The organism is Undibacterium sp. CCC3.4, assembly GCF_034347425.1.
Classification (GTDB): Bacteria; Pseudomonadota; Gammaproteobacteria; order Burkholderiales; family Burkholderiaceae_D; genus Undibacterium.
Window position 1 is genome coordinate 282,953 of sequence record NZ_CP133779.1, and the last position, 21,456, is coordinate 304,408.

Annotated in this window: 19 protein-coding genes; 4 read left to right on the forward strand and 15 right to left on the reverse strand. The window is 55.6% G+C overall.

Annotated features, from left to right (window positions below; translation table 11 throughout):
* Nucleotides 1-37: 37 nt before the first annotated feature.
* From RHM61_RS01360 to RHM61_RS01370, 3 genes are all read right to left on the reverse strand, one after another.
* On the reverse strand, nt 38-1,552 hold the full coding sequence (locus RHM61_RS01360; RefSeq protein WP_322249347.1) for a glycoside hydrolase family 3 protein: 1,515 nt from the start codon (nt 1,550-1,552) through the stop codon (nt 38-40).
* 161 nt (nt 1,553-1,713) lie between these two features.
* Nucleotides 1,714-2,847, reverse strand: coding sequence for an N-acetylglucosamine-6-phosphate deacetylase (nagA, locus tag RHM61_RS01365; RefSeq protein ID WP_322249348.1), 1,134 nt, complete (start codon nt 2,845-2,847; stop codon nt 1,714-1,716).
* A 187-nt stretch (nt 2,848-3,034) separates the two neighbouring features.
* On the reverse strand, nt 3,035-3,982 hold the full coding sequence (locus RHM61_RS01370; RefSeq protein WP_322249349.1) for a BadF/BadG/BcrA/BcrD ATPase family protein: 948 nt from the start codon (nt 3,980-3,982) through the stop codon (nt 3,035-3,037).
* A 245-nt stretch (nt 3,983-4,227) separates the two neighbouring features.
* On the opposite strand from RHM61_RS01370, the gene RHM61_RS01375 reads away from it, so the two are divergent.
* Nucleotides 4,228-4,980, forward strand: coding sequence for a YoaK family protein (locus RHM61_RS01375; protein ID WP_322249350.1), 753 nt, complete (start codon nt 4,228-4,230; stop codon nt 4,978-4,980).
* Between the two features lie 14 nt (nt 4,981-4,994).
* Here RHM61_RS01375 and RHM61_RS01380 read toward each other — a convergent pair whose 3' ends face one another.
* From RHM61_RS01380 to RHM61_RS01395, 4 genes are all read right to left on the reverse strand, one after another.
* Entirely contained in the window at nt 4,995-5,654 is a 660-nt protein-coding gene (locus tag RHM61_RS01380; RefSeq protein WP_322249351.1) for an amino acid ABC transporter permease, read from the reverse strand.
* Nucleotides 5,655-5,720: 66 nt separating this feature from the next.
* The gene (locus RHM61_RS01385) at nt 5,721-6,530 is read right to left on the reverse strand and encodes a transporter substrate-binding domain-containing protein (protein WP_322251016.1); all 810 of its coding nucleotides are present in this window, start codon (nt 6,528-6,530) and stop codon (nt 5,721-5,723) included.
* Nucleotides 6,531-6,660: 130 nt separating this feature from the next.
* Complete coding sequence (locus tag RHM61_RS01390) at nt 6,661-7,053, reverse strand: hypothetical protein (RefSeq protein ID WP_322249352.1); 393 nt, start codon at nt 7,051-7,053, stop codon at nt 6,661-6,663.
* 158 nt (nt 7,054-7,211) lie between these two features.
* Nucleotides 7,212-8,918: a peptide chain release factor 3 gene (locus tag RHM61_RS01395; protein WP_322249353.1), complete on the reverse strand. Its 1,707-nt coding sequence runs from the start codon at nt 8,916-8,918 to the stop codon at nt 7,212-7,214.
* Between the two features lie 238 nt (nt 8,919-9,156).
* Here RHM61_RS01395 and RHM61_RS01400 point away from each other — a divergent pair, with 238 nt between their 5' ends.
* Together RHM61_RS01400 and sppA are read left to right on the forward strand one after the other, a co-directional pair.
* The gene (locus tag RHM61_RS01400; protein ID WP_322249354.1) at nt 9,157-10,170 is read left to right on the forward strand and encodes a S1/P1 nuclease; all 1,014 of its coding nucleotides are present in this window, start codon (nt 9,157-9,159) and stop codon (nt 10,168-10,170) included.
* 27 nt (nt 10,171-10,197) lie between these two features.
* Nucleotides 10,198-12,054 carry a signal peptide peptidase SppA gene (sppA, locus tag RHM61_RS01405; RefSeq protein WP_322249355.1) on the forward strand — a complete coding sequence of 619 codons (1,857 nt, stop codon included), beginning with the start codon at nt 10,198-10,200 and terminating at the stop codon, nt 12,052-12,054.
* Nucleotides 12,055-12,149: 95 nt separating this feature from the next.
* Here the strand turns inward: sppA and RHM61_RS01410 are convergent, their stop codons facing one another.
* The 8 genes from RHM61_RS01410 to RHM61_RS01445 all read right to left on the reverse strand — a co-directional run bounded on the left by RHM61_RS01410 (nt 12,150) and on the right by RHM61_RS01445 (nt 20,461).
* Nucleotides 12,150-12,923, reverse strand: a complete 774-nt coding sequence (locus tag RHM61_RS01410) for a serine hydrolase (RefSeq protein WP_369124401.1) — start codon at nt 12,921-12,923, stop codon at nt 12,150-12,152.
* A 234-nt stretch (nt 12,924-13,157) separates the two neighbouring features.
* On the reverse strand, nt 13,158-13,688 hold the full coding sequence (gene pal, locus RHM61_RS01415; protein ID WP_322249357.1) for a peptidoglycan-associated lipoprotein Pal: 531 nt from the start codon (nt 13,686-13,688) through the stop codon (nt 13,158-13,160).
* A 169-nt stretch (nt 13,689-13,857) separates the two neighbouring features.
* Complete coding sequence (locus RHM61_RS01420; protein WP_322249358.1) at nt 13,858-15,165, reverse strand: ATP-binding protein; 1,308 nt, start codon at nt 15,163-15,165, stop codon at nt 13,858-13,860.
* Complete coding sequence (locus RHM61_RS01425; protein ID WP_322249359.1) at nt 15,162-15,824, reverse strand: response regulator; 663 nt, start codon at nt 15,822-15,824, stop codon at nt 15,162-15,164. The genes RHM61_RS01420 and RHM61_RS01425 overlap by 4 nt, the downstream gene beginning before the upstream one ends.
* A gap of 75 nt (nt 15,825-15,899) precedes the next feature.
* The gene (locus RHM61_RS01430) at nt 15,900-17,600 is read right to left on the reverse strand and encodes a long-chain fatty acid--CoA ligase (RefSeq protein ID WP_322249360.1); all 1,701 of its coding nucleotides are present in this window, start codon (nt 17,598-17,600) and stop codon (nt 15,900-15,902) included.
* 131 nt (nt 17,601-17,731) lie between these two features.
* The gene (locus tag RHM61_RS01435; protein WP_322249361.1) at nt 17,732-18,958 is read right to left on the reverse strand and encodes an acyl-CoA dehydrogenase family protein; all 1,227 of its coding nucleotides are present in this window, start codon (nt 18,956-18,958) and stop codon (nt 17,732-17,734) included.
* Nucleotides 18,959-18,982: 24 nt separating this feature from the next.
* Nucleotides 18,983-19,750 carry an SDR family oxidoreductase gene (locus tag RHM61_RS01440; RefSeq protein ID WP_322249362.1) on the reverse strand — a complete coding sequence of 256 codons (768 nt, stop codon included), beginning with the start codon at nt 19,748-19,750 and terminating at the stop codon, nt 18,983-18,985.
* A gap of 6 nt (nt 19,751-19,756) precedes the next feature.
* Nucleotides 19,757-20,461 carry a histidine phosphatase family protein gene (locus RHM61_RS01445; RefSeq protein WP_322249363.1) on the reverse strand — a complete coding sequence of 235 codons (705 nt, stop codon included), beginning with the start codon at nt 20,459-20,461 and terminating at the stop codon, nt 19,757-19,759.
* Nucleotides 20,462-20,556: 95 nt separating this feature from the next.
* Between RHM61_RS01445 and RHM61_RS01450 the strand changes: the two genes are divergently transcribed.
* A complete protein-coding gene (locus RHM61_RS01450) occupies nt 20,557-21,456 on the forward strand; it encodes a LysR family transcriptional regulator (protein ID WP_322249364.1) in 900 nt (299 codons plus the stop codon).

Here is a 21,456-nt window from a genome sequence, read left to right on the forward strand (position 1 = left end):
CAGAGCTGTGGTAATCGCAAGCGACGCTCTGTTCGGCTCAGGTGGCGACCGGCAGCCGCCCGGCAGCCGTGATTTCACCCGCCAACCAAGCACGCATCGCATCCAAGGCTGGCAGCGCAAAACCATAGCTCAGTAAGGCTGGCGCATCGATGTCGAGCACCTGAAATGGATTCCACAATACCAAATGCAGCGCCGGCTTCCAGCTTTGGCGCACGCGCTCGGAATAACGAATCCGCACCGTCGAAGCCAGAATCACAGTCCGCCCATCAGCCGGTAAGCTGTGCCAGTCAAACTCATCGGCCCGTTCGAAAGTGACGGTATCAACATCATATAAACTGGCCAGCATGGCGCTAACCTGAGCGGCCGAAATACCGGCTTCCGAGACGCCGTCGCTGACGACATCGGCACTGATGAGCAAACGCACCTTGCTATTGCGCGCCGGTGCCTGCGGTGCCGCGATGGCAGTCAAGCCGCGCCGCCACGCCTGCGACATCAAGAGATGATCGGCCAATTCAGTCTGATACGGCGTCGCCACACAGGGATAAGCCACAGTGAGAGCGCGAATGCGCGCGAGCTTGCGCTCGATCTCAGCGAGCGAAATCTGCCCCGACAAAATCACTTCGGTCAGTGCCGTCAAGGTTTCGAGTTGAGTTGCGGTATTCCCTAAGGCCATCACCATATCGGCCCCAGCCAGCAAGGCACAGACAGCGGCATGGCCGACGCCATAGCGACCGGCAATCGCATGCATATCCATGCCATCGGTAATGAGCACGCCTTCATACTGCCATTGATCGCGCAGTAATCGATGCAGAATCGCCGGCGACATGGTCGCCGGATAGTCGGCGTCGAGTGCCGGATAAATGATGTGCGCGCTCATCATGGCCGGTGCCTGACGACGCACGGCTTGACGAAATGGTGCCAGTTCCAGCGCCTCTAATTGCGCCAGGCTTTTATCCACCGTTGGTAAGTCGCGGTGCGAGTCGATATGGGTATCGCCATGACCGGGGAAATGCTTGACGCAACAGGCCACGCCTTCGGCCAAACTGCCATCCATCCAGGCCAAGGCCAGCTCGGCGGCACGCTGGGGATAGGCACCGAACGAGCGCTCGGAAATCACCGGGTTATCGACATTATTATTCACATCGAGAACCGGCGCGAAATTCCAATTGAAACCGAGTGACCTGAGATGCCGCGCCACCGCCGCACCGACCTCACGGCACAGTGTCACATCATCGGCCGCGCCCAAAGACATCGCCGATGGTGGCTGTGGGCCCCAGGTAGTGCGTACCACGGCGCCGCCTTCCTGGTCGATGGCGAGCAGGGTCTGTGGCCCCATCACGGCGCGTAAATCGGCAGTCAGGCGCGTCAGTTGTGGCGCATCGATCATATTGTTACGAAACAAGCATAGTGCGCGAATATGATGCGTGCGTAAAAATTCGGCCGCCGCCGCATCGAGACTGGTCAAGGGCATGCGTATCATCACCAGTTGACCCGCCAGTTGGCGTGCCTGCTGCAAGCTCATCTGCGCGTGCTTCCCTGCTTGTTGCGTCATGTAAAACTCCCTCCTTAGCGCGCTTTGAGCGCGCCGAATAAATTAACAAGCTGATCGATTTCGGTACCAGGGCTGATTCAATTTCTCTCGCTCAGCTGGCTCAAGTGGCACGGCTGATCTGGAGCCCATTGTTTTGCCACATGCTGGGAGGAACGTGCTTTTTAAGTATTTGCGAGCTCAATTTTTTCTCCCTCTACATAAACGGCAATGAGCTTAAGCTGAGAATCGAGCACCACCATGTCGGCAAACGCACCGACACGCAGCCGGCCACGCTGGCTTAAGCCCAGATAATCGGCGGCATTGGTCGAGACGCGGCGCGAGGCATCGGCCAGGTCGAGCCCAATGGCGACCAAATTCCGCAAAGCCTGATCCATGGTCAGGGTACTGCCGGCCAAGGTACCGTCGGCCAATCGCACTCCGCCCAGACACTTATGCACGATCTGACGGCCCAGCATATACGGACCATCTGGCATGCCGGTGGCCGCGGTCGAATCGGTCACGCAGTATAACTGCGGAATCGCCCGCAGGGCGGCACGAATGGCGCCGGGGTGGACGTGTAGTAAATCCGGAATGATTTCCGAATACTGCGCATGCGCGAGCGCGGCCCCGACCATGCCAGGCGCGCGCTGATCGAGGCGCGACATGGCATTGTAAAGATGGGTAAAGCCGCGTGCACCACTGGCCAAGGCCGCCACGCCATCCTCGTAGGTGCCGAGGGTATGACCGATCTGCACCACCATGCCGATGGCACACAACTGCCGCACCAACTCCAGGTGACCGGGAATTTCCGGCGCCACCGTGACCAGTTTGATGGCAGCGATGGCATCAAACCGCAGCACTTGTTCGAGCGAGCCGACGCCGGCAAAATCGGGTTGCGCACCGAGCTTGCCCGGATTGATATACGGGCCTTCGAGATGCACACCGAGCACGCGCGCGGTACCCGCTGGACGCTCTAGCAACAGCGGCCGGATCGCCTGTAAGGCCGCTTCGATATCGGCCAGCGGCGCGGTCATCGTGGTCGCCAACATACTGGTGGTGCCATGACGCGCGTGTTGGCGCGCGATCAGGCTGACCGCATCACCAGCTTCCATGGTATCTTTACCACCGGCACCATGCACATGCAAATCGATAAAACCAGGCAAAATATATGGCCCCGCCGATTCCGCCCCACTGCTATCAGCGCTATCAGCGCTATCAGCACTCAGTGCCGTGATGGTATCGATAAACTTTATCGTCCCGTTCAACCAGCCATCGGGCGTCAGAATTTGCCCATGTAATTGTTGATGCACACTCATAGAAACAGCTCCGCTACAAAATCAAAATAATCACTGCGATAGTAAGAAGAGGATAACTCGCTCGCCGTGCCATTGCTTAAATAGGTAAGCCGCGTGCCGGTGCCACATTATGCGTCGCCAGATAAGCCTACAGACTATCGCTCACCGGTTTCGGATTCGGCATAGACAAGGCTGGAATGCTTGCATGTCAGTCTTTCCGGTTTGACTGATCGATATGATCTCGAATCAAAATCAAGGCACCGCTGGCAGAGTCGCCCTTGGCTGGCTGTAGCCGTTGTTGTAGTGCCGGTGGTAAAAAAGGGCTGATCGCCGCAGCCAGTCCGCCGCATACAGCGACCGGCAGCGACTGTGTGGGATCGAGTGCCGCCACCATCAACTCGACATCGCGGCCGGCCTCCAACAGCATGTCGCGCGCCACATCCTGTGTGGCTGCATGCTCGATGACGAGCGGTGCGAGGCTAGCAAAACGGGTTTGCTTGGCTTGTGCCAGCCAAGCGAACACGCCATCTTTGTCGCCGCCACACTGTGCCAACAGCGCCAAAGAAAAGGTATTGGCAGCGGCACGACCATCGAGCACGCGCTGCAAAAAATTCATCGCCCGCATACCCAGCCACGCCCCGCTGGCCTCATCACCGACCGGAAAACCCCAACCACCGACCTCACGCCGGCTGCCATCGGCGTGTAGTACTTGAGCAACGCTGCCGGTACCAAGCGCCACCACCACCCCGGCCTGCCCGGCGTGCGCGCCCAGCAAGCTCGTGTAGGCATCGGTTTCGGCCACTACGAGGCCGTAACCAGGATTTTGCGCCATCAGCTCAGCCGCCCACTGCACATTGTTCACCCCGGCCAAACCACAAGCAAGCGCCAATGCCGCCGCGTGTGGCTGCACCAAGCCGGCCGCTTGAAAGGCGGCCGCAATGGCTGCCTCAATCGCCCTCCATGCCGCCGCCCGTCCAAGCGCAAGGCCGGATGGGCCGGCGGCGGCGCGCGCCAGTTCACGCCCCTGTAAATCAGCCAACACCACACGGGTACCGCTGCCACCACCATCAACCCCAAGCAGATAACGCAGCGCGCCGGGGTCTGGGGTGGCACTCAGGGCCAAGTTCACGGGCAAATTTTCAGTCGAGGAAGTCATCATTGATCTAGGTTTGAGGCACAAAAAACACTTGCCCGGTCAGGGTTACGCTACTCGGCCAGACTGTAAAATTATTCCACCGTGACTGTCAACAGGTATTTAAATGGTATTAATGAGCACTGCTGACAGCTTCTATGTTTGAGCTAACCCAAACAAGCACAGTTTCTCGATCTGACAGGAATACGCGCGGTGGCACAGAAGCTTATACTGTTACTTATATACCGTCCGCTATCAAGGCTCTTTGCATGCCCATCAATTACCTCGCCAAGCTCACCTCACCGCAACGAACCGCCCGGTCGAATCGCCATCTCGGCGTCACCCTGGCTGGCGTGGCCGGGGCCTTGAATGCCGGTGGTTATCTCGCCGTCGGCCAATACACCTCACACATGACCGGCATGCTCTCGTCGGCGGCCGATGATTTGGTACTAGGACGCTTGGTACCGGCATTCGCCGCCCTGTTCATGCTCATTGCTTTTGCTTGGGGGGCCGCCGGCACCGCCATCATCGTCAACTATGCCAAGCGCAATCACTTACGTTACATCTATACACCGGTGTTATTGCTCGAAGCGGTATTGCTGCTTATTTTTGGTCTGATCGGCAGCAAATTGCAGCAACACGCGGTGGTGACGGTGTCACTGACCACGGTTTTTTTATGCTATCTGATGGGTTTGCAAAACGCCCTCATCACCAAAATTTCCAATGCGGAAATCCGCACCACCCATGTCACGGGTCTGGTGACCGACATCGGCATCGAACTGGGTAAGTTGATTTATTGGAATCGTCAGGGCAGTCAAGTACCACGGGATGAAGAAGTCGGTGCCAATATGACGAAATTGCGCCTGCATGGAATGCTGGTCACGGCCTTTTTTGTCGGCGGCGTGATGGGCGCACTCGGTTTCAAACATCTCGGCTTCATATCGGCGTTACCGCTGGCGCTGGCACTGGTGATCTTGTCACTGGCACCGAATTTAAAACAGCAACTCAAGCAAGGAGTCTGAATCAAGCGCTGGCTTCACCGATGCGCGTTCTGCAAACGACGCTCGAGTGCGCGCTGCAGCATTTCAAAGCACCAGCTCAGTAACCAATATACCGCTGCTGCCGCGACATACAAGGGCAACGGCCGAAAGCTGCTGGCAATCGCCACCTTGGTAGCTAACATCAGCTCAGTGACGGTAATGACCGAGACCAGCGAGGTATCCTTGATCAAGCTGATCAAGGTATTGCTCAGTGATGGCACGGCAATCCGTAAGGCTTGCGGAAAAATCACCGCCATCAGAGTTTGACGCCAATTCAGACCGAGACTCAGCCCAGCTTCCCATTGACCGCTGCTGACGGCGGCAATCGCACCGCGTAAGCTTTCCGATAAATAGGCAGCGGCATTCAAGCTCAGTGCCAAAATCCCGGCCACGGTCGCCGACAATTCCAAACCGATCGCCGGCAAGCCGTAATAAATCAAAAATATCTGCACCAACAATGGCGTGCCACGCATCAGGCTGACATACAGCGCGGCCGGCAGTCGCACCAAGCGCCACGCGGACAAGCGCGCCAGCGCCAGCAATAAACCGAGCAGCAAACCGCCGCACATAGAGCTGAGTGCAAACAACAGCGTATTGCCCAAGCCGGCCAACATCTGCGGCGCGGCCGCTTGCAATAATTCGAAGCAATCGTTCATTTTCATCCCAAAAAAAATCCCCGCACTGCGGGGAAACTGTTATACCACGCGCCGTCAGGCGCTGCTTCATTGTGCCGCAGGTGCCTTACTGACATCGCGTCCGAACCATTTGATCGATGCCTGTGCGAGGCTACCATCTTTGCTGATGGCCGCCAATGCCTGGTTGAGCGCCGCCGCGAATTTCGGATTACCTTTCACAAAAGGAATACCATTGCTGGTCACTTCACCGATGGCGGCACCGGCTTTAATTGGCAGTGGCGAATTTTTCAATAAATATGCCACCATCAAACTGTCATTGAGTGCGGCATCAATACGTCCAGCAGCCAGATCCTGCAGATATTCGGGTGCACCCGGATAACTCTTGACGTCGATACCGGCACTGGCCTTGGCACGTTCTTCATAGTTACTGCCCTGTGCCACGCCGAGCTTCTTGCCCTTCAAATCGACCAAGCTGGTAAAGCTGCGCTGTTCATCTTTGCGTACCACCAGTTGTGCCGCCGACAAGGTATACGGAGTAGAAAAGTCAAAACTCTCGGCGCGCTTAGGCGTGATGCCGACTTGATTGACGATGACATCGAACTTCCCAGCCGACAAGCCGGCCAAAATACCGCTCCATTCTATGGTGACGAATTCGGCTTTGACACCGAGCTTAGCGGCCAACAAGCGTGCCACATCGACATCAAAACCCGATAAAGCATGCGTCTTTTGATCGGTAAAATTAAACGGTGGATAGGTACCCTCTACCGCGATCTTCAAACTGCCGCGCGCATGCACGGTATCGAGTAAATCGGCGGCACTGGCGTGGCTGCTCGCCAACACTAAGCCGAGCGCCAACAGGGAAGCCGATACGGCCGAGCGAATAAATGAAACAGGCATGGTTTTTTCTCCGAGAATGCGGGTGCCACCGACAGGGGGTAGCAGAGCATCCATCATAGTCCGTGCCACACTGAGCGACAAAGAAGTATTTCTTATTTGCATATGCTGCCTGCGGCAGCACGCTGCGCATCTATTTCAGCGGCGTGAAAATCGCAGTCCCGTCGGCAACGCTGACGCGCGCCTGATGGCGCCGAGCCAATTCTTTGAATTCAGGATTGCTGAACAAGGCTTCCCAATCACCGAGCTTGAACCAGCGCGTTACATGGACATGGCTGGGCGTATTGGCAGGATTATTATTTTCCATCAGCACGGCATCGATCAGGCCCGGTTGCCGGGCTACGAATGCCGCAATGTCGCGCATCGCGGCGACAGACTCGGCGCGTGAACTTCCCTTGGCACTGAGCGGAATGACAATTGTGATACCGGCCACGGCATGCGCCGCCGGCACCTGCGCGTGCGCGGTCGGCAGCAGCATGATCAACACCAGCGCGGCAAGATGGAACAGTTGACGATAAGACTTCATGATTTTCCTCGATTACCCACGGCAAGCGTGCTTAGCTTTGCAGTCTAGAACAAGACACAGAATTTGTAAGTAGGAAAAATCTGAAGTTAAAAAAACCGGCTCGCGCAATCTCTCGCCGAACCGGTCAAATTTCTTTGCTGCCGTCGCCAGCGTCACACTCAACTCAATTTGGCCGCATGCTCGCGGGTGGCATGGAAAGCGATGCCAGGCCAGCGTTCTTGTGTCAATTTTAAATTCACGCCCGAGGTCGCTAAATAGGCCATATTCCCGGCCGCATCGTAGGCGATATTGACGCCGGCACCGGAGCGTTCAAAATCGGCCAACATTTTTTTATCGTCGCAGGTAATCCAGCGGGCGCTGCTGATACTGGTGCCCTCGAATACGGCATCGACGCCATATTCATTTTTAAGGCGACTGGCGACGACTTCAAACTGCAACACCCCGACGGCACCGAGCACCAAATCACTGCTCACCACGGGTTTGAATACCTGTACTGCACCTTCTTCACCTAATTGTTGCAAACCCTTTTGCAGTTGCTTGATTTTGAGTGGGTTGAGAATCCGTGCCGTGCGGAAAAAATCGGGGGCGAAATACGGAATGCCGGTGAATTGTAGTAATTCGCCTTCAGAAAAACTGTCGCCGATCTGCATATTGCCATGATTAGGCAAACCGATGATGTCGCCGGCATACGCTTCTTCCACTTGCTCGCGCGATGAGGCCATGAAGGTCACCACCGAGGAGACTTTGATCTCGCGATTGAGACGCAAATGCTTGAGTTTCATGCCGCGCTCGAAGCGACCGGAACAGACGCGCAGAAACGCGATACGATCGCGATGGGCCGGATCCATATTGGCTTGAATCTTGAAAACAAAACCGGAGAACGGGGCTTCGCCGGCTTCCACCGTGCGTATCGTGGCATCACGGCCGCATGGTGGCGGTGCCCAGTCGAGCAAGGCGTTGAGAATTTCGCGCACGCCGAAGTTATTGATAGCCGAGCCGAAAAACACCGGCGTCTGCACGCCGGCGAGGAAATCTTCGAGTGAAAACGGATGCGAGGCACCGTGTACCAACTCGACTTCCATTTTCAGTTGTTCGATTTCGAGCGGGAACATGGCAGCCAAACGCGGATTATTGATGCCTTCGATGACTTCAAATTCTTGGTCAGCCCGTTCACTGCCCGGAGTAAACAGTAAAATTTGATCTTTCAGGATGTGATACACGCCACGGAAAGTTTTACCCATACCGATGGGCCAAGTAACCGGCGCACATTTTATCTTCAGTACCGATTCCAATTCGTCGAGCAATTCCAGCGGATCGCGGGTTTCGCGATCCATCTTGTTGACGAAGGTAATGATGGGCGTATTGCGCATGCGGCAGACATTGAGCAACTTCAAGGTCTGCTCTTCCACGCCCTTGGCAGCATCGATCACCATCAGTGCCGAATCGACGGCAGTCAGCACCCGATACGTATCTTCAGAAAAATCCTGATGCCCCGGAGTATCGAGCAAATTGACGACGTGACCGCGGTATTCGAACTGCATCACCGACGAAGCGACCGAAATACCACGCTGCTTTTCAATTTCCATCCAATCCGAGGTGGCATGGCGGCCGCTCTTACGCGCCTTGACCGTGCCGGCCAATTGAATCGCACCGGAAAACATCAACAGTTTTTCCGTCAGCGTGGTTTTACCGGCATCGGGATGGGAAATAATGCCGAAAGTGCGACGACGCGCCACTTCGCGGCGAATCAGCTCACTATGCTGCGCATTGCCGGCAGCGCTGGCGGAATCGTTGACTGATGCATTGACTGACTCAGAATCTGACTCAGATGCTGCTGCCGGGCTCAGGCCTGACGTGGGGTTCATGGTGTTCATTACAGATGCCGCAAAAATAGGGGGAAAATCCCGCAAGTTTAGCCGGTATTGGCACACAAGTCGACTCTCCACTTGCTGCGGCCGTCTGTTGCTGCGGCAATTTTCCGCACCACGCACATATGCTGGTAATATTTACAAGATATTCTTTCCTTCAAGTTTTTCACTCGCGTGCTCGCGCCATCACCACCCCTGGCCGGAGTGCGAATTTTTCCCTCCTTGATCAAGACTTATGCAAAAAATTATCCTTTACGTACTATTCTTCGCCTGCAGCGCATTGCCACAACTCAGCCATGCTTGGGGGGCGGACGGCCATCAAAGCGTGGCAGCGATCGCCGACGCCTTGTTACTCGATACGCCGGCTGGCCGCCACGTCAGCAATTTGCTGGCTGAACGCAAGCTCGAACAGGTCGCCGTCTGGGCTGATTGTGTCAAAGGCATCGCCCCGGCCCAAGACTACCGCTATACCAGCGCCGGTCGCTACCCCGAGTGCGCGGCGTTTGAAAATCCGGCTGATATTGCCGCGATGGCAGACTATGTGCGTCGCAACGATACAAATTGCCAACCAGCAAGTGGGGAAGAAAGCTGCCATAAGCAATACCACTATGCCGATATCAGCATCGAACATGAACATTATGAAAACCACTACGTCGGTGCCAGCGACCATGACATCGTCCACGCCATCGAAGCCGCCATCCTGGTCTTGCAAGGACAGCCGGCAGCGCCACCGTTTGCCTTCAAAGACCCCAGCGAGGCACTGATACTGCTCAGTCACTATGTCGGCGATTTGCACCAGCCTTTGCATGTCGGCTCGGTTTTCCTCGACCAAAGCGGTGCGATCATCGCCCCCGATGACAACATCCACGATGCCAACAACAATACCGTCGGCGGCAATGCACTACAATGCCCCTGCGGCAATTTGCATGCCTTGTGGGATGATTTGCCGCCGCAGTTAAAACGTGGCCAGATGAACCGAGCACTGATCACGGCAGCAAAAAAAATACCGCTGCATACGGCAAGCGCGGCACAATTACCGCGTCTGTGGGCCGATGAGGCCCTACACGATGCGCGCACGGTATTTGGCGGTACCCAATTCAGTCCGCGCAGTACTTCGCTAAACGGCAACAACTGGTCCATCGCTTTACCGTTAGAATATGAGAAGTCCATGCTCATCCTCAAACAAGACGCGCTGGCGCGCGCCGGCGCACATTTGGCGCAATTGCTGGCGGCCATCTGGCCTGAATGAATTTCTAGACATAAAGGATACGTTTTCATGAATTTTCCTCCATTTCGTTGGATAGCCAAGGGCCTCTCTTGGCTCTGGCGTGCGCTCGACGTCAGTCGCCGCATCCTGCTCAATCTGTTGGTATTAGCGTTATTGATCGCCATCGCCATCGCCTTACTCGGCGGTGGCAGCAAAAAACTCGAAGAAAAGACCATCCTCATTCTCGACCTCAAGGGTGCCTTGGTAGAGCAGCATTCCGGCAGCACGCGCGATGTCTTATTGGCTGAAGCACAAGGCACAGCCAAAAAAACCATACAGTTGCGTGACATCTTGACCGTATTGGAAAGCGCCGCCAGCGATAATAAAATCAGCGGCGTGGTTCTGCTGCTCGACGATATGGGTAATGCGGGTTTGCCGATTCTGCGCGAAACCGGCGCGGCGCTTGAGCGCTTCAAAAAGAGTGGCAAAACCGTGGTCGCTTGGGGCTCGAGCTACGATCAACGTCAGTATTTTTTAGCGGCCCATGCCAATGAAATTTACTTACACCCTATGGGTGCCGTGTTTTTGAGCGGCTTTGGTAAATACCGCAATTACTACCACGATGCACTCGATAAAGTCGGCATCACGGTCAACCTGCTCAAAGTCGGCACCTACAAAAGCTTCGCCGAACCCTACATCGCCAACGCCCCGTCGCCCGCTGCCAGTGAAGCGGAAAGTTTTCTCTACAATGCGATGTGGAAAACTTACACCAGCAATGTCGAACAGGCGCGCAAACTGCCAGCCGGCAGCATCATGCATTACATCGACGAAGCCCCGGAATTATTGACTGCCGCCGGCGACGATGCCGGTAAAATGGCACTCAATCTCAAATTAATCGATGCCCTCAAAACCCGCGATGAACTGCGTGCCATGATGCTCAAGCACGCCGGCAAAGATGAAGAAAACCACACCTTCCGCCAAATCACCTTTGATGACTATCTGGCGCGACAAAAACCGAAATTGATCGGCCCGGCCATCGGCGTCATCGTCGCCTCCGGCGAAATCAGCGACGGCATGGCTCCGCCAGGTGCCATCGGTGGTCTCTCGACGGCCAACCTGATCCGTAAAGCACGCGAAGATGCCAATATCAAAGCATTGGTGCTGCGCATCGACTCACCCGGCGGCAGTGCCTTCGGTTCCGAATTGATACGGCGCGAACTTGAATTGACGCGCGCCGCCGGCAAACCGGTGGTGGTCTCGATGGGGAATCTGGCCGCTTCCGGCGGTTACTGGATTTCCATGGCGTCCGATGAAGTCATCGCGGATGAAGCCAGCATCACCGGCTCGATCGGCGTGTTCGCCATCTTGCCGACAGCTGACAAAGCCATCGACAAGCTCGGCATCCACACGGCCGGCACCACCACGACCTGGTTGGCCGATCCATTTAATCCGCTGCGACCGCTCAACCCGCGCTTCGCCCAACTGATACAGGGCAGCATCAACCACATCTATGCCGACTTTACCGGCAAAGCCGCGCTGGCACGTAAAACAACGCCAGCAAAAATTGATGCGGTAGCCCAAGGTCGCGTATGGACCGGTGCCCAAGCACGCGAACGCGGACTGGTCGACACCGTAGGCAGCTATGGCGACGCTCTGAAATCGGCCGCTCTGCGTGCCAAAATCGGCGACAATTACCGGGTCAGCTATATCGAACAAGATTTGTCGAAATTTGATCGTCTGTTCGATTTGATCGGCGCGCGCGCCGCCGGCGTGCTGGAACAGCAATTCAAACTGACACTGATACCGAGCGGCATCCCACCAGCTGCGGCGGCCCAGATCGGGGCCGACTTCCTGTGGTTGGCGGATTTGAATAAAGATGGCAAGGGTTATATGGCCATCACCCACTGTCTGTGCACGGCACCATAGCAATCGTAAACCATCGCTGGCAATGAAAACGGGCGCTGACTGTGAAGTCAACGCCCGTTTTTTTTCAGCGCAAGCGCAGAGTGAATCGAAGCCGATCAGGTGGCGCGCCCGCGTTTTTGCGCGCGCGCAGCGACGCTACCGCCTTGCGCCAGCAAATGGCGGATATTTTTGGCATCGGCAAAACGCGAAGAACTCGCCGTGGCATGCAACAGCACCAGCGTGGCTTTCTTGTCAGCCAGCTGGATGCGCATGATCAAACAACTCCCGGCCTCATTGGTGAACCCGGTCTTGGACAATAAAATATCCCAGCCCTTGCTACCAACTAAGCGGTTAGTGTTGTGAAACAAACGCATGCGCCCTTTGATGGCGATCGTGTCGGAACTATCGGTCGTTATGTCGGTGATAGCAGGATAATGCGACGCTGCGACGGCCATCTTGACCAAATCGTTGGCCGTTGAAGTATTCTCGGGCGACAAGCCGGTTGGTTCTTTCATCACTGTGCTGCTCATGCCCAGCGCCTTTATTTTTACATTCACGGCTTTTTCAAAGGCCGCGTTCCCGCCCGGATAAGTGCGCGCCAAGGCCGCGGCGGCACGATTATCCGACGACATCAAGGCCAATTGCAAAACTTCACGGCGCGCCAGCGTGGTACCGACCGGCACATGGGAAGCGCTGTGTTTGAGCACATCGAGGTCGGCCGTTTCTATGCAAATTTTTTCTCCCATGTCCGGACGACCATCAAGCACGACCATCGCCGTCATCAATTTGGTCAACGAGGCGATGGGCACGACCGTGCCGGCATTTTTTTCAAATAAAATCTTGCCACTGCCATCTTCGACGATGATGGCATTTTGCGAATTAACTTGCACGGCACATGCCGGAAAAATAGGGGAAAGAGCGAATAACAGAATGAAACGTTTAAGCATAAGGCGACGACCCGGTACAGTGAGAGCGAAAAGTCGCTCAGTATTCTCGCTTTGCAGCGTGCTTGTCAAGCGCCGCAAGGATTAAATCCGTGCGGCAATTGTTCACAGCGATGTAATCGGCGCGGTTAAAAGTATTCCGGGCCGCTCAGCGGCCCGGAATCAAACCGCTGCTGCGGTTTACTTCTGTGAGTAGACGATATCAGCGCGACGATTTTCGCTCCAAGCCGCTTCATCGTTGCCACTGGCTTTAGGTTTTTCCTTACCCAAGGAAACCGCTTCCATCTGCGCTTCCGGTGTGCCCGACAAAGCCATTGCTTTGCGCACGGCTTCAGCACGTTTCTGGCCCAGCGCCAGATTGTACTCACTGCCACCGCGTTCATCGGTGTTTCCTTGGATCAGAATTTTCTTGCCGCTGGCTTTACTCAAATATTGTGCGTGGGCGCTGATGACCGGGGTAAATTCAGACTTGACTGCATACTTATCAAAATCAAAATAGATGCTGCGCTTGGCCAGCACACTGCTAGGGTCATTGAGCGGATCGACGCTCGGTGCCACCACGGCCGCAACGGCACGGGTATCGGCCGGCGCTGCTTGAACCGGCGTCGCGACGACCGGCTTCTCGGCCAGCTTGACCGGTGAGCTACAAGCTGCCAGAACAGTGGCGGCGGCAAGAGTGGCGAGACGGCGGAATGGAATGGTGGCGTACATGATGGTCCTGTGAGATGGATATAGCGTGAAATAGCGAGGAAATACAAAGGCGCCGGCAAACACACGCGAGCGCTGAATCTAAAACCTTGCCATAGTGCACTACTATACTTAGGTGTAACTTAAGAAAACAGCATGAATGCAGAAAATAGCCGTAAACAAAGCGGCTTACTCAAGATTGCGGCGAAAAAAACAGCCGCACGGCCAAGCCACCCAAGCTTGCCTCGCCCAGCGTAATGTTGGCATGATGCCGCTCAGCGATGGCTTTGACGATGGCCAAGCCCAAACCGCTGCCGCTGACGCTGGTGCCGGGCACGCGATAAAAGCGATCGAAAATCCGGCTGCGCTCGGCCGCCGCAATACCGGCACCACTGTCTTCGACCACGAGCAAGATACCTGCCGGTGTACGCGTCAATGCCAGCGTGACTTGGCCGTGTGCGGGAATATAGCGAATCGCATTGTCGAGTAAATTGCGGATCATGACGCGCAGACTTTCGCTCTCGCCGGCGATGAACAAATCAGGCTCAAGCTGACTATGCACATCGATCTGCCGACTGCCGGCCAACACGAGTACATCATTGAGCGCTTGTTCGGCGCAAGCACTGAGTGAACAATGCAGGGGTAATGGCGTCGACGATGGATCCTGACGCGCCAGCGCCAGCAACTGCTCGACCAAATGGCCGGCGCGATCGACCCCACCCAATAGCCGGCGCACCGCTTGCTCATGGCTGACTTCATCGCGTGCACGTCCGAGGTTTTGCACTTGCAAACGCACGGCCGTAATCGGTGAGCGTAATTCATGCGCGGCATCGGCGACGAAACGCTGCTGCGACTGCAAGGCGCGGCCCATGCGTAACAGCAGTGAATTCAATTCCGTCACTAACAGCGAGACTTCTTGCGGCACTCCGGCATCCGACACGGTAGCCACCGAATCGGTACTGCGTTGCGCCAGCTCCTTGCCTATCCGTGTCAGCGGCGCGAGCGCGATACTGATCGCCCACCAAGCAACAGCAAACAACAACAGCGCCACCGGCACAATCGGCATAACCGAACTCATGGCCATGCTGATGGCACGCTGGCGGCGCGCACTGGTTTTTTGCGCCACTTGGATCACGCGGCCTTGCGCTTGGGCGGCGTAGATACGCCACTCGCCGTTATCGAGCACGGTATTGGAATAACCGAGTACCGCTTGCTGCGGCAACACCCGGTACTGGCGCGATTGGTACACCTGTGCGCCGTCGGCACTCCACACTTGTACGACAAAATCAAAATTATTACTTTCGATGCCGGGTACCGTGCGCCAGTTGAGCTGCTGGAAATCACCGTCTTGTAAAGCCAGCGCCATTTGCTGCATATGAAAATCAAACAATTTGTTGGCTTCGCGCACGATCACCTGAAACGAACTGGCAAACTGCAAGGCTGCAGTCAGCGCCATGGCCAAACCAAACAACACGATCATTTGCACACGTAAGGATTTCATGGATTTTTTTCCACCATGTAACCGACTCCGCGCACATTGACGATGAATTTCTGGCCCAATTTTTTGCGCAAGCCATGGATATACACTTCGATGGCATTGCTTTCGATATCGGTGGCACCGCCAAACAGGTATTCTTCCAGTTGGCCGCGCGAGAGAATCGCACCGGGCCTGGCAATGAGCGCATCGACAATCGCCCATTCGCGCGCCGATAAAATCACCGTCTCGGCATGCCGACTGACTTGGCGCGTGCGTGCCTTAATGCTGACCTCGCCATGGCGATACACATCATCGATACGGCCGCAAGCACGCCGTACCAACGCATGCATGCGGGCGATCAGTTCATCGAGGTCGAAGGGTTTGATCAGATAATCGTCGGCACCGGCATTGAGACCGGCCACCCGTTGTGGCACCGTGTCACGCGCCGTCATCAGCAAGACCGGCAAGCTGTCGCCACGCTTGCGCAACGCGCGCAGAATTTCCATGCCATCGCGTTGCGGCAGACTCAAGTCCAGCAACAGCACATCGTAGTCATGCAGTTGCAGCGCTTGTTCGGCATCGTCGCCGTTATTGATCCAGTCAACCAGATTAGCTTCGCTCTCGAGCGCAATCTGAATATTTTCACCGATCATGGGATCGTCTTCGACCAGCAGAATTTTCATATTGACGCCTATGCCCGGCAATGACGGACTACAGCGCCGCCTTCAGGCGCTATTGTAAGCCATACGGGAACGACTTCAGGCGGCGCTGCGCTTTTTCGCCTCTTCGTCGTACAACTCTTTCTTCGACAATTTGCCAACCGGTGTCTTCGGCAATTCGGCGCGAATTTCTATCGCCTGTGGCATTTCATGCTTGCCCAGTTTATCCTGCAAAAATGCTTTCAATTGCTCGAAACTCAAGTCACTCTGACCGGTCTTGAGTTTAATGAAAGCCTTCGCCGCTTGGCCGCGATAAGCGTCGGGAATACCGATGACGCTGACTTCCGCCACCGCCGGATGCTGGTAAATCGCTTCTTCGATATTGCGCGGATAAACGTTGTAACCACCCGATAAAATCATGTCCTTGGTACGATCGACGATGTAGACATAGCCGTCGCTATCCATGTAGCCAACGTCGCCGGTGCGGAAATAGCCATCGGCCGTGAAGGCACTTTGATTGGCTTCGGGTTTGTTCCAGTATCCGCGCATGACATTGGCCCCGGCCACACAAATTTCGCCGCGCTCGCCGGCGGCGACATACTGACCCGGGGCGTCCAAACTCTCGAATTTGAAATCGATGCCCGGTGTCGGCAAGCCGCATGAACCAGGTTTGCGCACGCCTCCGAGCGGGGTGAAGGTACCGGTGGGTGAGGTTTCAGTCATGCCCCAGCCTTCCAATAAATGACAACCGGTCAGTATTTGAAATTGCTGCAATACTTCGCCCGGCAAGGGTGCGCCGCCGGAATTACAAAATTTCAGCGCACTCAAATCGTAATGACCGATATCAGGGTAATGAATGATGGCCGTATACATGGTCGGTACACCGGGGAAGATAGTAATTTTTTTGTTGGTCAAATCCTTGACCACGGCATCAACATCGAAACGGCTGTGCAAAATAATTTCCGCACCCAAGCGTATGCCGAACAACATGTCGACAGTCAGCGCATAAATATGGAACAAGGGCAGCACTGCCAGCAAGCGTTCGCGCCCTTCCATCAGCACACGCGGTGTGACATTGGTGGTTTCCATGATTTGGCTGCATGCCGTGGTTAAGTTCGCATGCGTCAGCATGGCCCCTTTCGGCAAACCGGTGGTGCCGCCGGTGTACTGCAATACCGCGATTTGCTCGACCGTTTGCGCGCTGGCCAGCATTTGGTAAGCACCGTCGTTATCGATCAAGTCAGCAAACAAGACATGTTGTGCATCGCTCGGTATGCTGCACAGCTGACCGGCCTGGCTAAGGTGTGCATGCAGCGCCGCCGGTTGCGGCGACATTTCGGCCAGATTTCCGACGATCAGCTTTTGCAAGCGCGTGGTGCCGAGCATCTGCGCCATCTGCGGATAGAGCATGCTCATATCGAGCGTCACCAGAAAATCGGTATGACTGTCTTCGATTTTATGCTTGAGCACTTGTGCTGCATCGAGCGGCGAGTAATTGACGACAATGGCGCCGGCTTGCAGGATAGCGAAAAAACAAATCACATAGTGTGGTGTATTCGGAAGAAATAAGCCGACATGCATGCCCGGCTTAAGCCCGAGTCGCTGCAGACCGCAAGTCGCGCGATCGACCATATCCTGCAATTGGCGATAGCTGAGTCGCTGTCCCATGAATTCCAAGGCCGGTTGCAGCGGCCATTTGGCCACCGCATCGTGCAGCAATTGCGGCACGCTCGAAGTTGGCAAGTCGGCATCCCAGCGTACGCCGGCGGGGTAAGAGGTGGTCCATGGTGCAGTGCTCATTTTCAGTCTCCTCAATCGATCGTTGTTTCAAATGACTATCACATGCGACAAAAGCCGACACACAAGCAGGTCCCCCTGTTGTGTGCCGGCGCTGTCCTTACTGTCCTGACGGTTCTGAACATCGACGCCGTTTACTTCGCCGTCGCGTATTTTTTTAACTCCATCTTACCGATCTGATTGCGATGCACTTCATCAGGACCATCGGCCAGACGCAGGGTACGGGCTTGGGCGTAGGCATAGGCGAGACCGAAATCATCCGACACACCGCCACCACCATGCACCTGAATGGCCCAGTCGATCACTTGGCAAGCCATATTCGGTGCTGCCACTTTGATCATAGCGATCTCCTTGGCCGCCGCCTTGTTGCCGACCGTATCCATCATTTGCGCCGCATTCAATACCAGGAAGCGCGCCTGATCGATCAAAATGCGGGCATTGGCAATGCGCTCCAGCGTTACCCCTTGTTCGGCCACGCGCTTACCGAAGGCGACCCGGGTCAGCGAGCGCTTGCACATGTCTTCGAGCGCGCGTTCAGCCAAACCGATCAAGCGCATGCAATGGTGAATCCGGCCCGGACCGAGACGACCTTGGGCAATTTCAAAGCCGCGCCCTTCCCCCAGCAATATATTACTCAGCGGTACTCTTACGTTATCGAACAAGACTTCACCATGACCATGCGGCGCATCGTCGTAGCCGAACACCGGCAAGGCCCGCAGTATCGTCACGCCAGGCGTATCGCGCGGCACGATAATCATCGATTGCTGAGCATGGCGATTGACATTATCAGGATCGCTCTTACCCATGAAAATAAACAATTGGCAGCGCGGGTCATTGGCACCGGACGACCACCACTTGCGACCGTTGACCACATACTCATCGCCATCGCGACGTATTGAGGCTTCGATGTTGGTGGCATCGGAAGACGCAACGGCCGGTTCGGTCATCGCAAAACACGAGCGTATTTCGCCACGCAACAAGGGGGCCAACCATTGCTGCTGCTGGGCCGCGCTGCCGTAACGAGCCAATACTTCCATATTGCCGGTATCCGGCGCCGAACAATTGAACACTTCGGCCGACCACAAGGAGCGCCCCATGATTTCGCACAGCGGCGCGTATTCCAGATTCGTCAAACCGGCACCATGATCGGATTGCGGCAAGAACAAGTTCCACAAGCCGGCGTCACGTGCGCGGCGCTTCAGTTGTTCGACGATACGGGTCGGTATCCACGGGTTACCGGCTTGGCGATTGGCCGCGATTTCTGCATAGAAAACGGCTTCGTTAGGATAAATATGTTCGGCCATGAAAGCGCTCAAACTGTGTTGCAATTGCTGCACTTTATCGCTGTATTGAAAGTCCATGAAATGCTCCTTGAATGGTGAAACTTAGCTGACGAGATAGCCGCCGTCGACATTGATGCAAGCGCCGGTGGTATAACTTGAGGCTGGCGAGGCCAGATACAAAATGGTGCCAGCCATTTCTTCCGGCTCGGCGATACGCTGCAAAGGAATGCGCCGCAAGGCCCGCTCCAAAATCTCCGGATTATGAAACAAAGCCGAAGCAAACTTGGTATCAGTCGCACCCGGCAACAGCGCATTGACGCGCACGCCAAGCGCCGCGCATTCGAGCGCGAACGATTTGGTCATGGCAATCACGGCCGCTTTGGTAATTGAATAAATCCCTTGCATCGCGCCGGGCACGACGCCATTGACTGAGGCGACATTGATGATGCTGCCACCACCATGCAGGGCCATCAACTTGACGCCGGCCGTGGACATGAAAAAATAACCGCGGATGTTGACGTCGACCGTCTTTTGAAACGCACCGACATCGGTATCGGTGATATGACCGAAATGCGGATTGGTCGCGGCATTATTGACCAAGATATCGAGCCGACCATGCGTGGCCGTGATGCCGGCAAACAAGGCGTCGATCTGTGCCAACTCGCCGATATGACAAGCGCGTGCCTCGGCGCGGCCGCCGGCGGCGACGATTTCAGCCACCACCGCCGCACACGCTTCCTGCTTGCGGCTGGAGACGATCACATAGGCGCCCTGCGCGGCCAAAGTACGCGCCGCCGCCGCACCGATACCGCGACTGGCACCGGTCACGAGGGCGATTTTTCCAGTCAAATCAAAACTGTCGTTCATCATGCTGTCCTATACATAAGTAATGTTGCGTGAATCATTCAAGACTTCAAGATGAGAAAAATTATTCAAGCCGGCCAAACCCAGTCGTCCCGGTTGTACATGCAAACGCGTCACGCCACTATTGACCAGCGACCAGTTGAGTTCGGAAAATTTAGCGTCGGGAAAACCCAATACATGCTGGCACAAGGCAGAGATCGTGCCGCCGGAAGTAAAGATAGCGATATGTTTGGCATCGTCAGCAAGCGCCAACTGACGCGTTAAGGCAGCGATACAGCGCTGGCTGAACGCTGGCCACGTTTCACTGTAGTCGGCGGCATGCAAACCGGACATCCAACGCGTGATCGCGGCAGCAAAGATCGCTTGAAATTCCTGCTTGCCATTGACGGTATTGAGCAGAAAATGCTTGACTGCAGCCGGATCGTCGAAGGCTGGCATATGTCGCGCCAGCACCTCGTGGTGATTGTATTCGTTAAAACCGGCATCGGCAGCTTGCCAGCGACCTTGATCGCCAGCACCAAGTTCTGCCATGCAAGCCGCGGCAGTTTGTTGGTGCCGCATCATGGCACCGCAGATCACGCGATCCGGCACCAGTGCCCGAGCAGCCCACCAGCGTCCGAGGTGCTGCGCTTGTTGTAAGCCTAATGGTGACAATTGATCGTAATTTTGGCTGCCAAAGGAAGCCTGTCCATGACGCACGAGGTAAATCTGTGCCATTCCCGCTCCACTCAAATGAAATTACTGAGTCCTCAGTCTACGGCCGCGTCTATAATTGATCAAATGAATAGTTATTATCAAACATTATTAATCTCATGCATATATCACGCGTCGATTTGAATTTATTCATCGTCTTTGAGGCGATTTACAACGAAGGTACGGTCACGCGTGCGAGCATACAATTGAATTTGACGCAACCGGCCATCAGTCACGCTCTCAAACGCTTACGCACACTGTTCGACGACCCCTTGTTTGTGCGCCAAGGACAAATCATGGTCTCAACGCCACTGGCGCGCAGCATCATCGAACCGGTGCGGCAAGCGCTGCGCGGCTTGGAGATGACCCTGACCGATAGCGGAAAATTCAACCCCGCATTGGAAAACAAGCAATTTCATTTGGCATTGCGCGATGTACTGGAAGCAACAGTGCTGCCGCCATTGTTGGCGCAAGTCACGCGTACCGCCCCCGGTATCAATCTGGCAGCGATTCAGGTGGAACGGCGCGAACTTGTCAATGAATTGGCGGCCGGCACGCTCGATGTCGCCATCGACATGCTGCTGCCCTTGCCAAATCAAATACGACGCCAGCAAATCTCACGTGACACGACCGTGGTTTTGGCGCGCGCCGGCCATCCGCTGATCAGCGGCACACTCAGCCTCGAACAATATTTGGACGCCGAGCACATTCTCGCCAGTTCGCGCCGGAAAGGGATGGGCTTGGAAGATTTTGAATTGAGCCGGCTAGGCTTGCAAAGGCGTATACGCTTGCGCTGCCAACACTATTTTGCCGCTTGTCGCGTGGTCAGCCAGACTGAATTGCTGCTGACGATGCCTGAAGCCTATGCCAGAATAGCGAATGAACAATTCGGCAATCAGATTTTACCGCTGCCGTTGAGCATGCCCTCTTGGGATGTGTATTTGTACTGGCACCAAAATGTGACGCTCGACCCAGCCAATCTCTGGCTCAGGGAGCAGATCATGCAAGCATTTGCCTGA

Coding starts and splice junctions, on each gene's coding strand:
- RHM61_RS01360 (WP_322249347.1), bottom strand. CDS start 1,552: ATGACGCAACAAGCAGGGAAGCACGCGCAGATGAGCTTGCAGCAGGCA.
- nagA (WP_322249348.1), bottom strand. CDS start 2,847: ATGAGTGTGCATCAACAATTACATGGGCAAATTCTGACGCCCGATGGC.
- RHM61_RS01370 (WP_322249349.1), bottom strand. CDS start 3,982: ATGACTTCCTCGACTGAAAATTTGCCCGTGAACTTGGCCCTGAGTGCC.
- RHM61_RS01375 (WP_322249350.1), top strand. CDS start 4,228: ATGCCCATCAATTACCTCGCCAAGCTCACCTCACCGCAACGAACCGCC.
- RHM61_RS01380 (WP_322249351.1), bottom strand. CDS start 5,654: ATGAACGATTGCTTCGAATTATTGCAAGCGGCCGCGCCGCAGATGTTG.
- RHM61_RS01385 (WP_322251016.1), bottom strand. CDS start 6,530: ATGCCTGTTTCATTTATTCGCTCGGCCGTATCGGCTTCCCTGTTGGCG.
- RHM61_RS01390 (WP_322249352.1), bottom strand. CDS start 7,053: ATGAAGTCTTATCGTCAACTGTTCCATCTTGCCGCGCTGGTGTTGATC.
- RHM61_RS01395 (WP_322249353.1), bottom strand. CDS start 8,918: ATGAACCCCACGTCAGGCCTGAGCCCGGCAGCAGCATCTGAGTCAGAT.
- RHM61_RS01400 (WP_322249354.1), top strand. CDS start 9,157: ATGCAAAAAATTATCCTTTACGTACTATTCTTCGCCTGCAGCGCATTG.
- sppA (WP_322249355.1), top strand. CDS start 10,198: ATGAATTTTCCTCCATTTCGTTGGATAGCCAAGGGCCTCTCTTGGCTC.
- pal (WP_322249357.1), bottom strand. CDS start 13,688: ATGTACGCCACCATTCCATTCCGCCGTCTCGCCACTCTTGCCGCCGCC.
- RHM61_RS01420 (WP_322249358.1), bottom strand. CDS start 15,165: ATGAAATCCTTACGTGTGCAAATGATCGTGTTGTTTGGTTTGGCCATG.
- RHM61_RS01425 (WP_322249359.1), bottom strand. CDS start 15,824: ATGAAAATTCTGCTGGTCGAAGACGATCCCATGATCGGTGAAAATATT.
- RHM61_RS01430 (WP_322249360.1), bottom strand. CDS start 17,600: ATGAGCACTGCACCATGGACCACCTCTTACCCCGCCGGCGTACGCTGG.
- RHM61_RS01435 (WP_322249361.1), bottom strand. CDS start 18,958: ATGGACTTTCAATACAGCGATAAAGTGCAGCAATTGCAACACAGTTTG.
- RHM61_RS01440 (WP_322249362.1), bottom strand. CDS start 19,750: ATGATGAACGACAGTTTTGATTTGACTGGAAAAATCGCCCTCGTGACC.
- RHM61_RS01445 (WP_322249363.1), bottom strand. CDS start 20,461: ATGGCACAGATTTACCTCGTGCGTCATGGACAGGCTTCCTTTGGCAGC.
- RHM61_RS01450 (WP_322249364.1), top strand. CDS start 20,557: ATGCATATATCACGCGTCGATTTGAATTTATTCATCGTCTTTGAGGCG.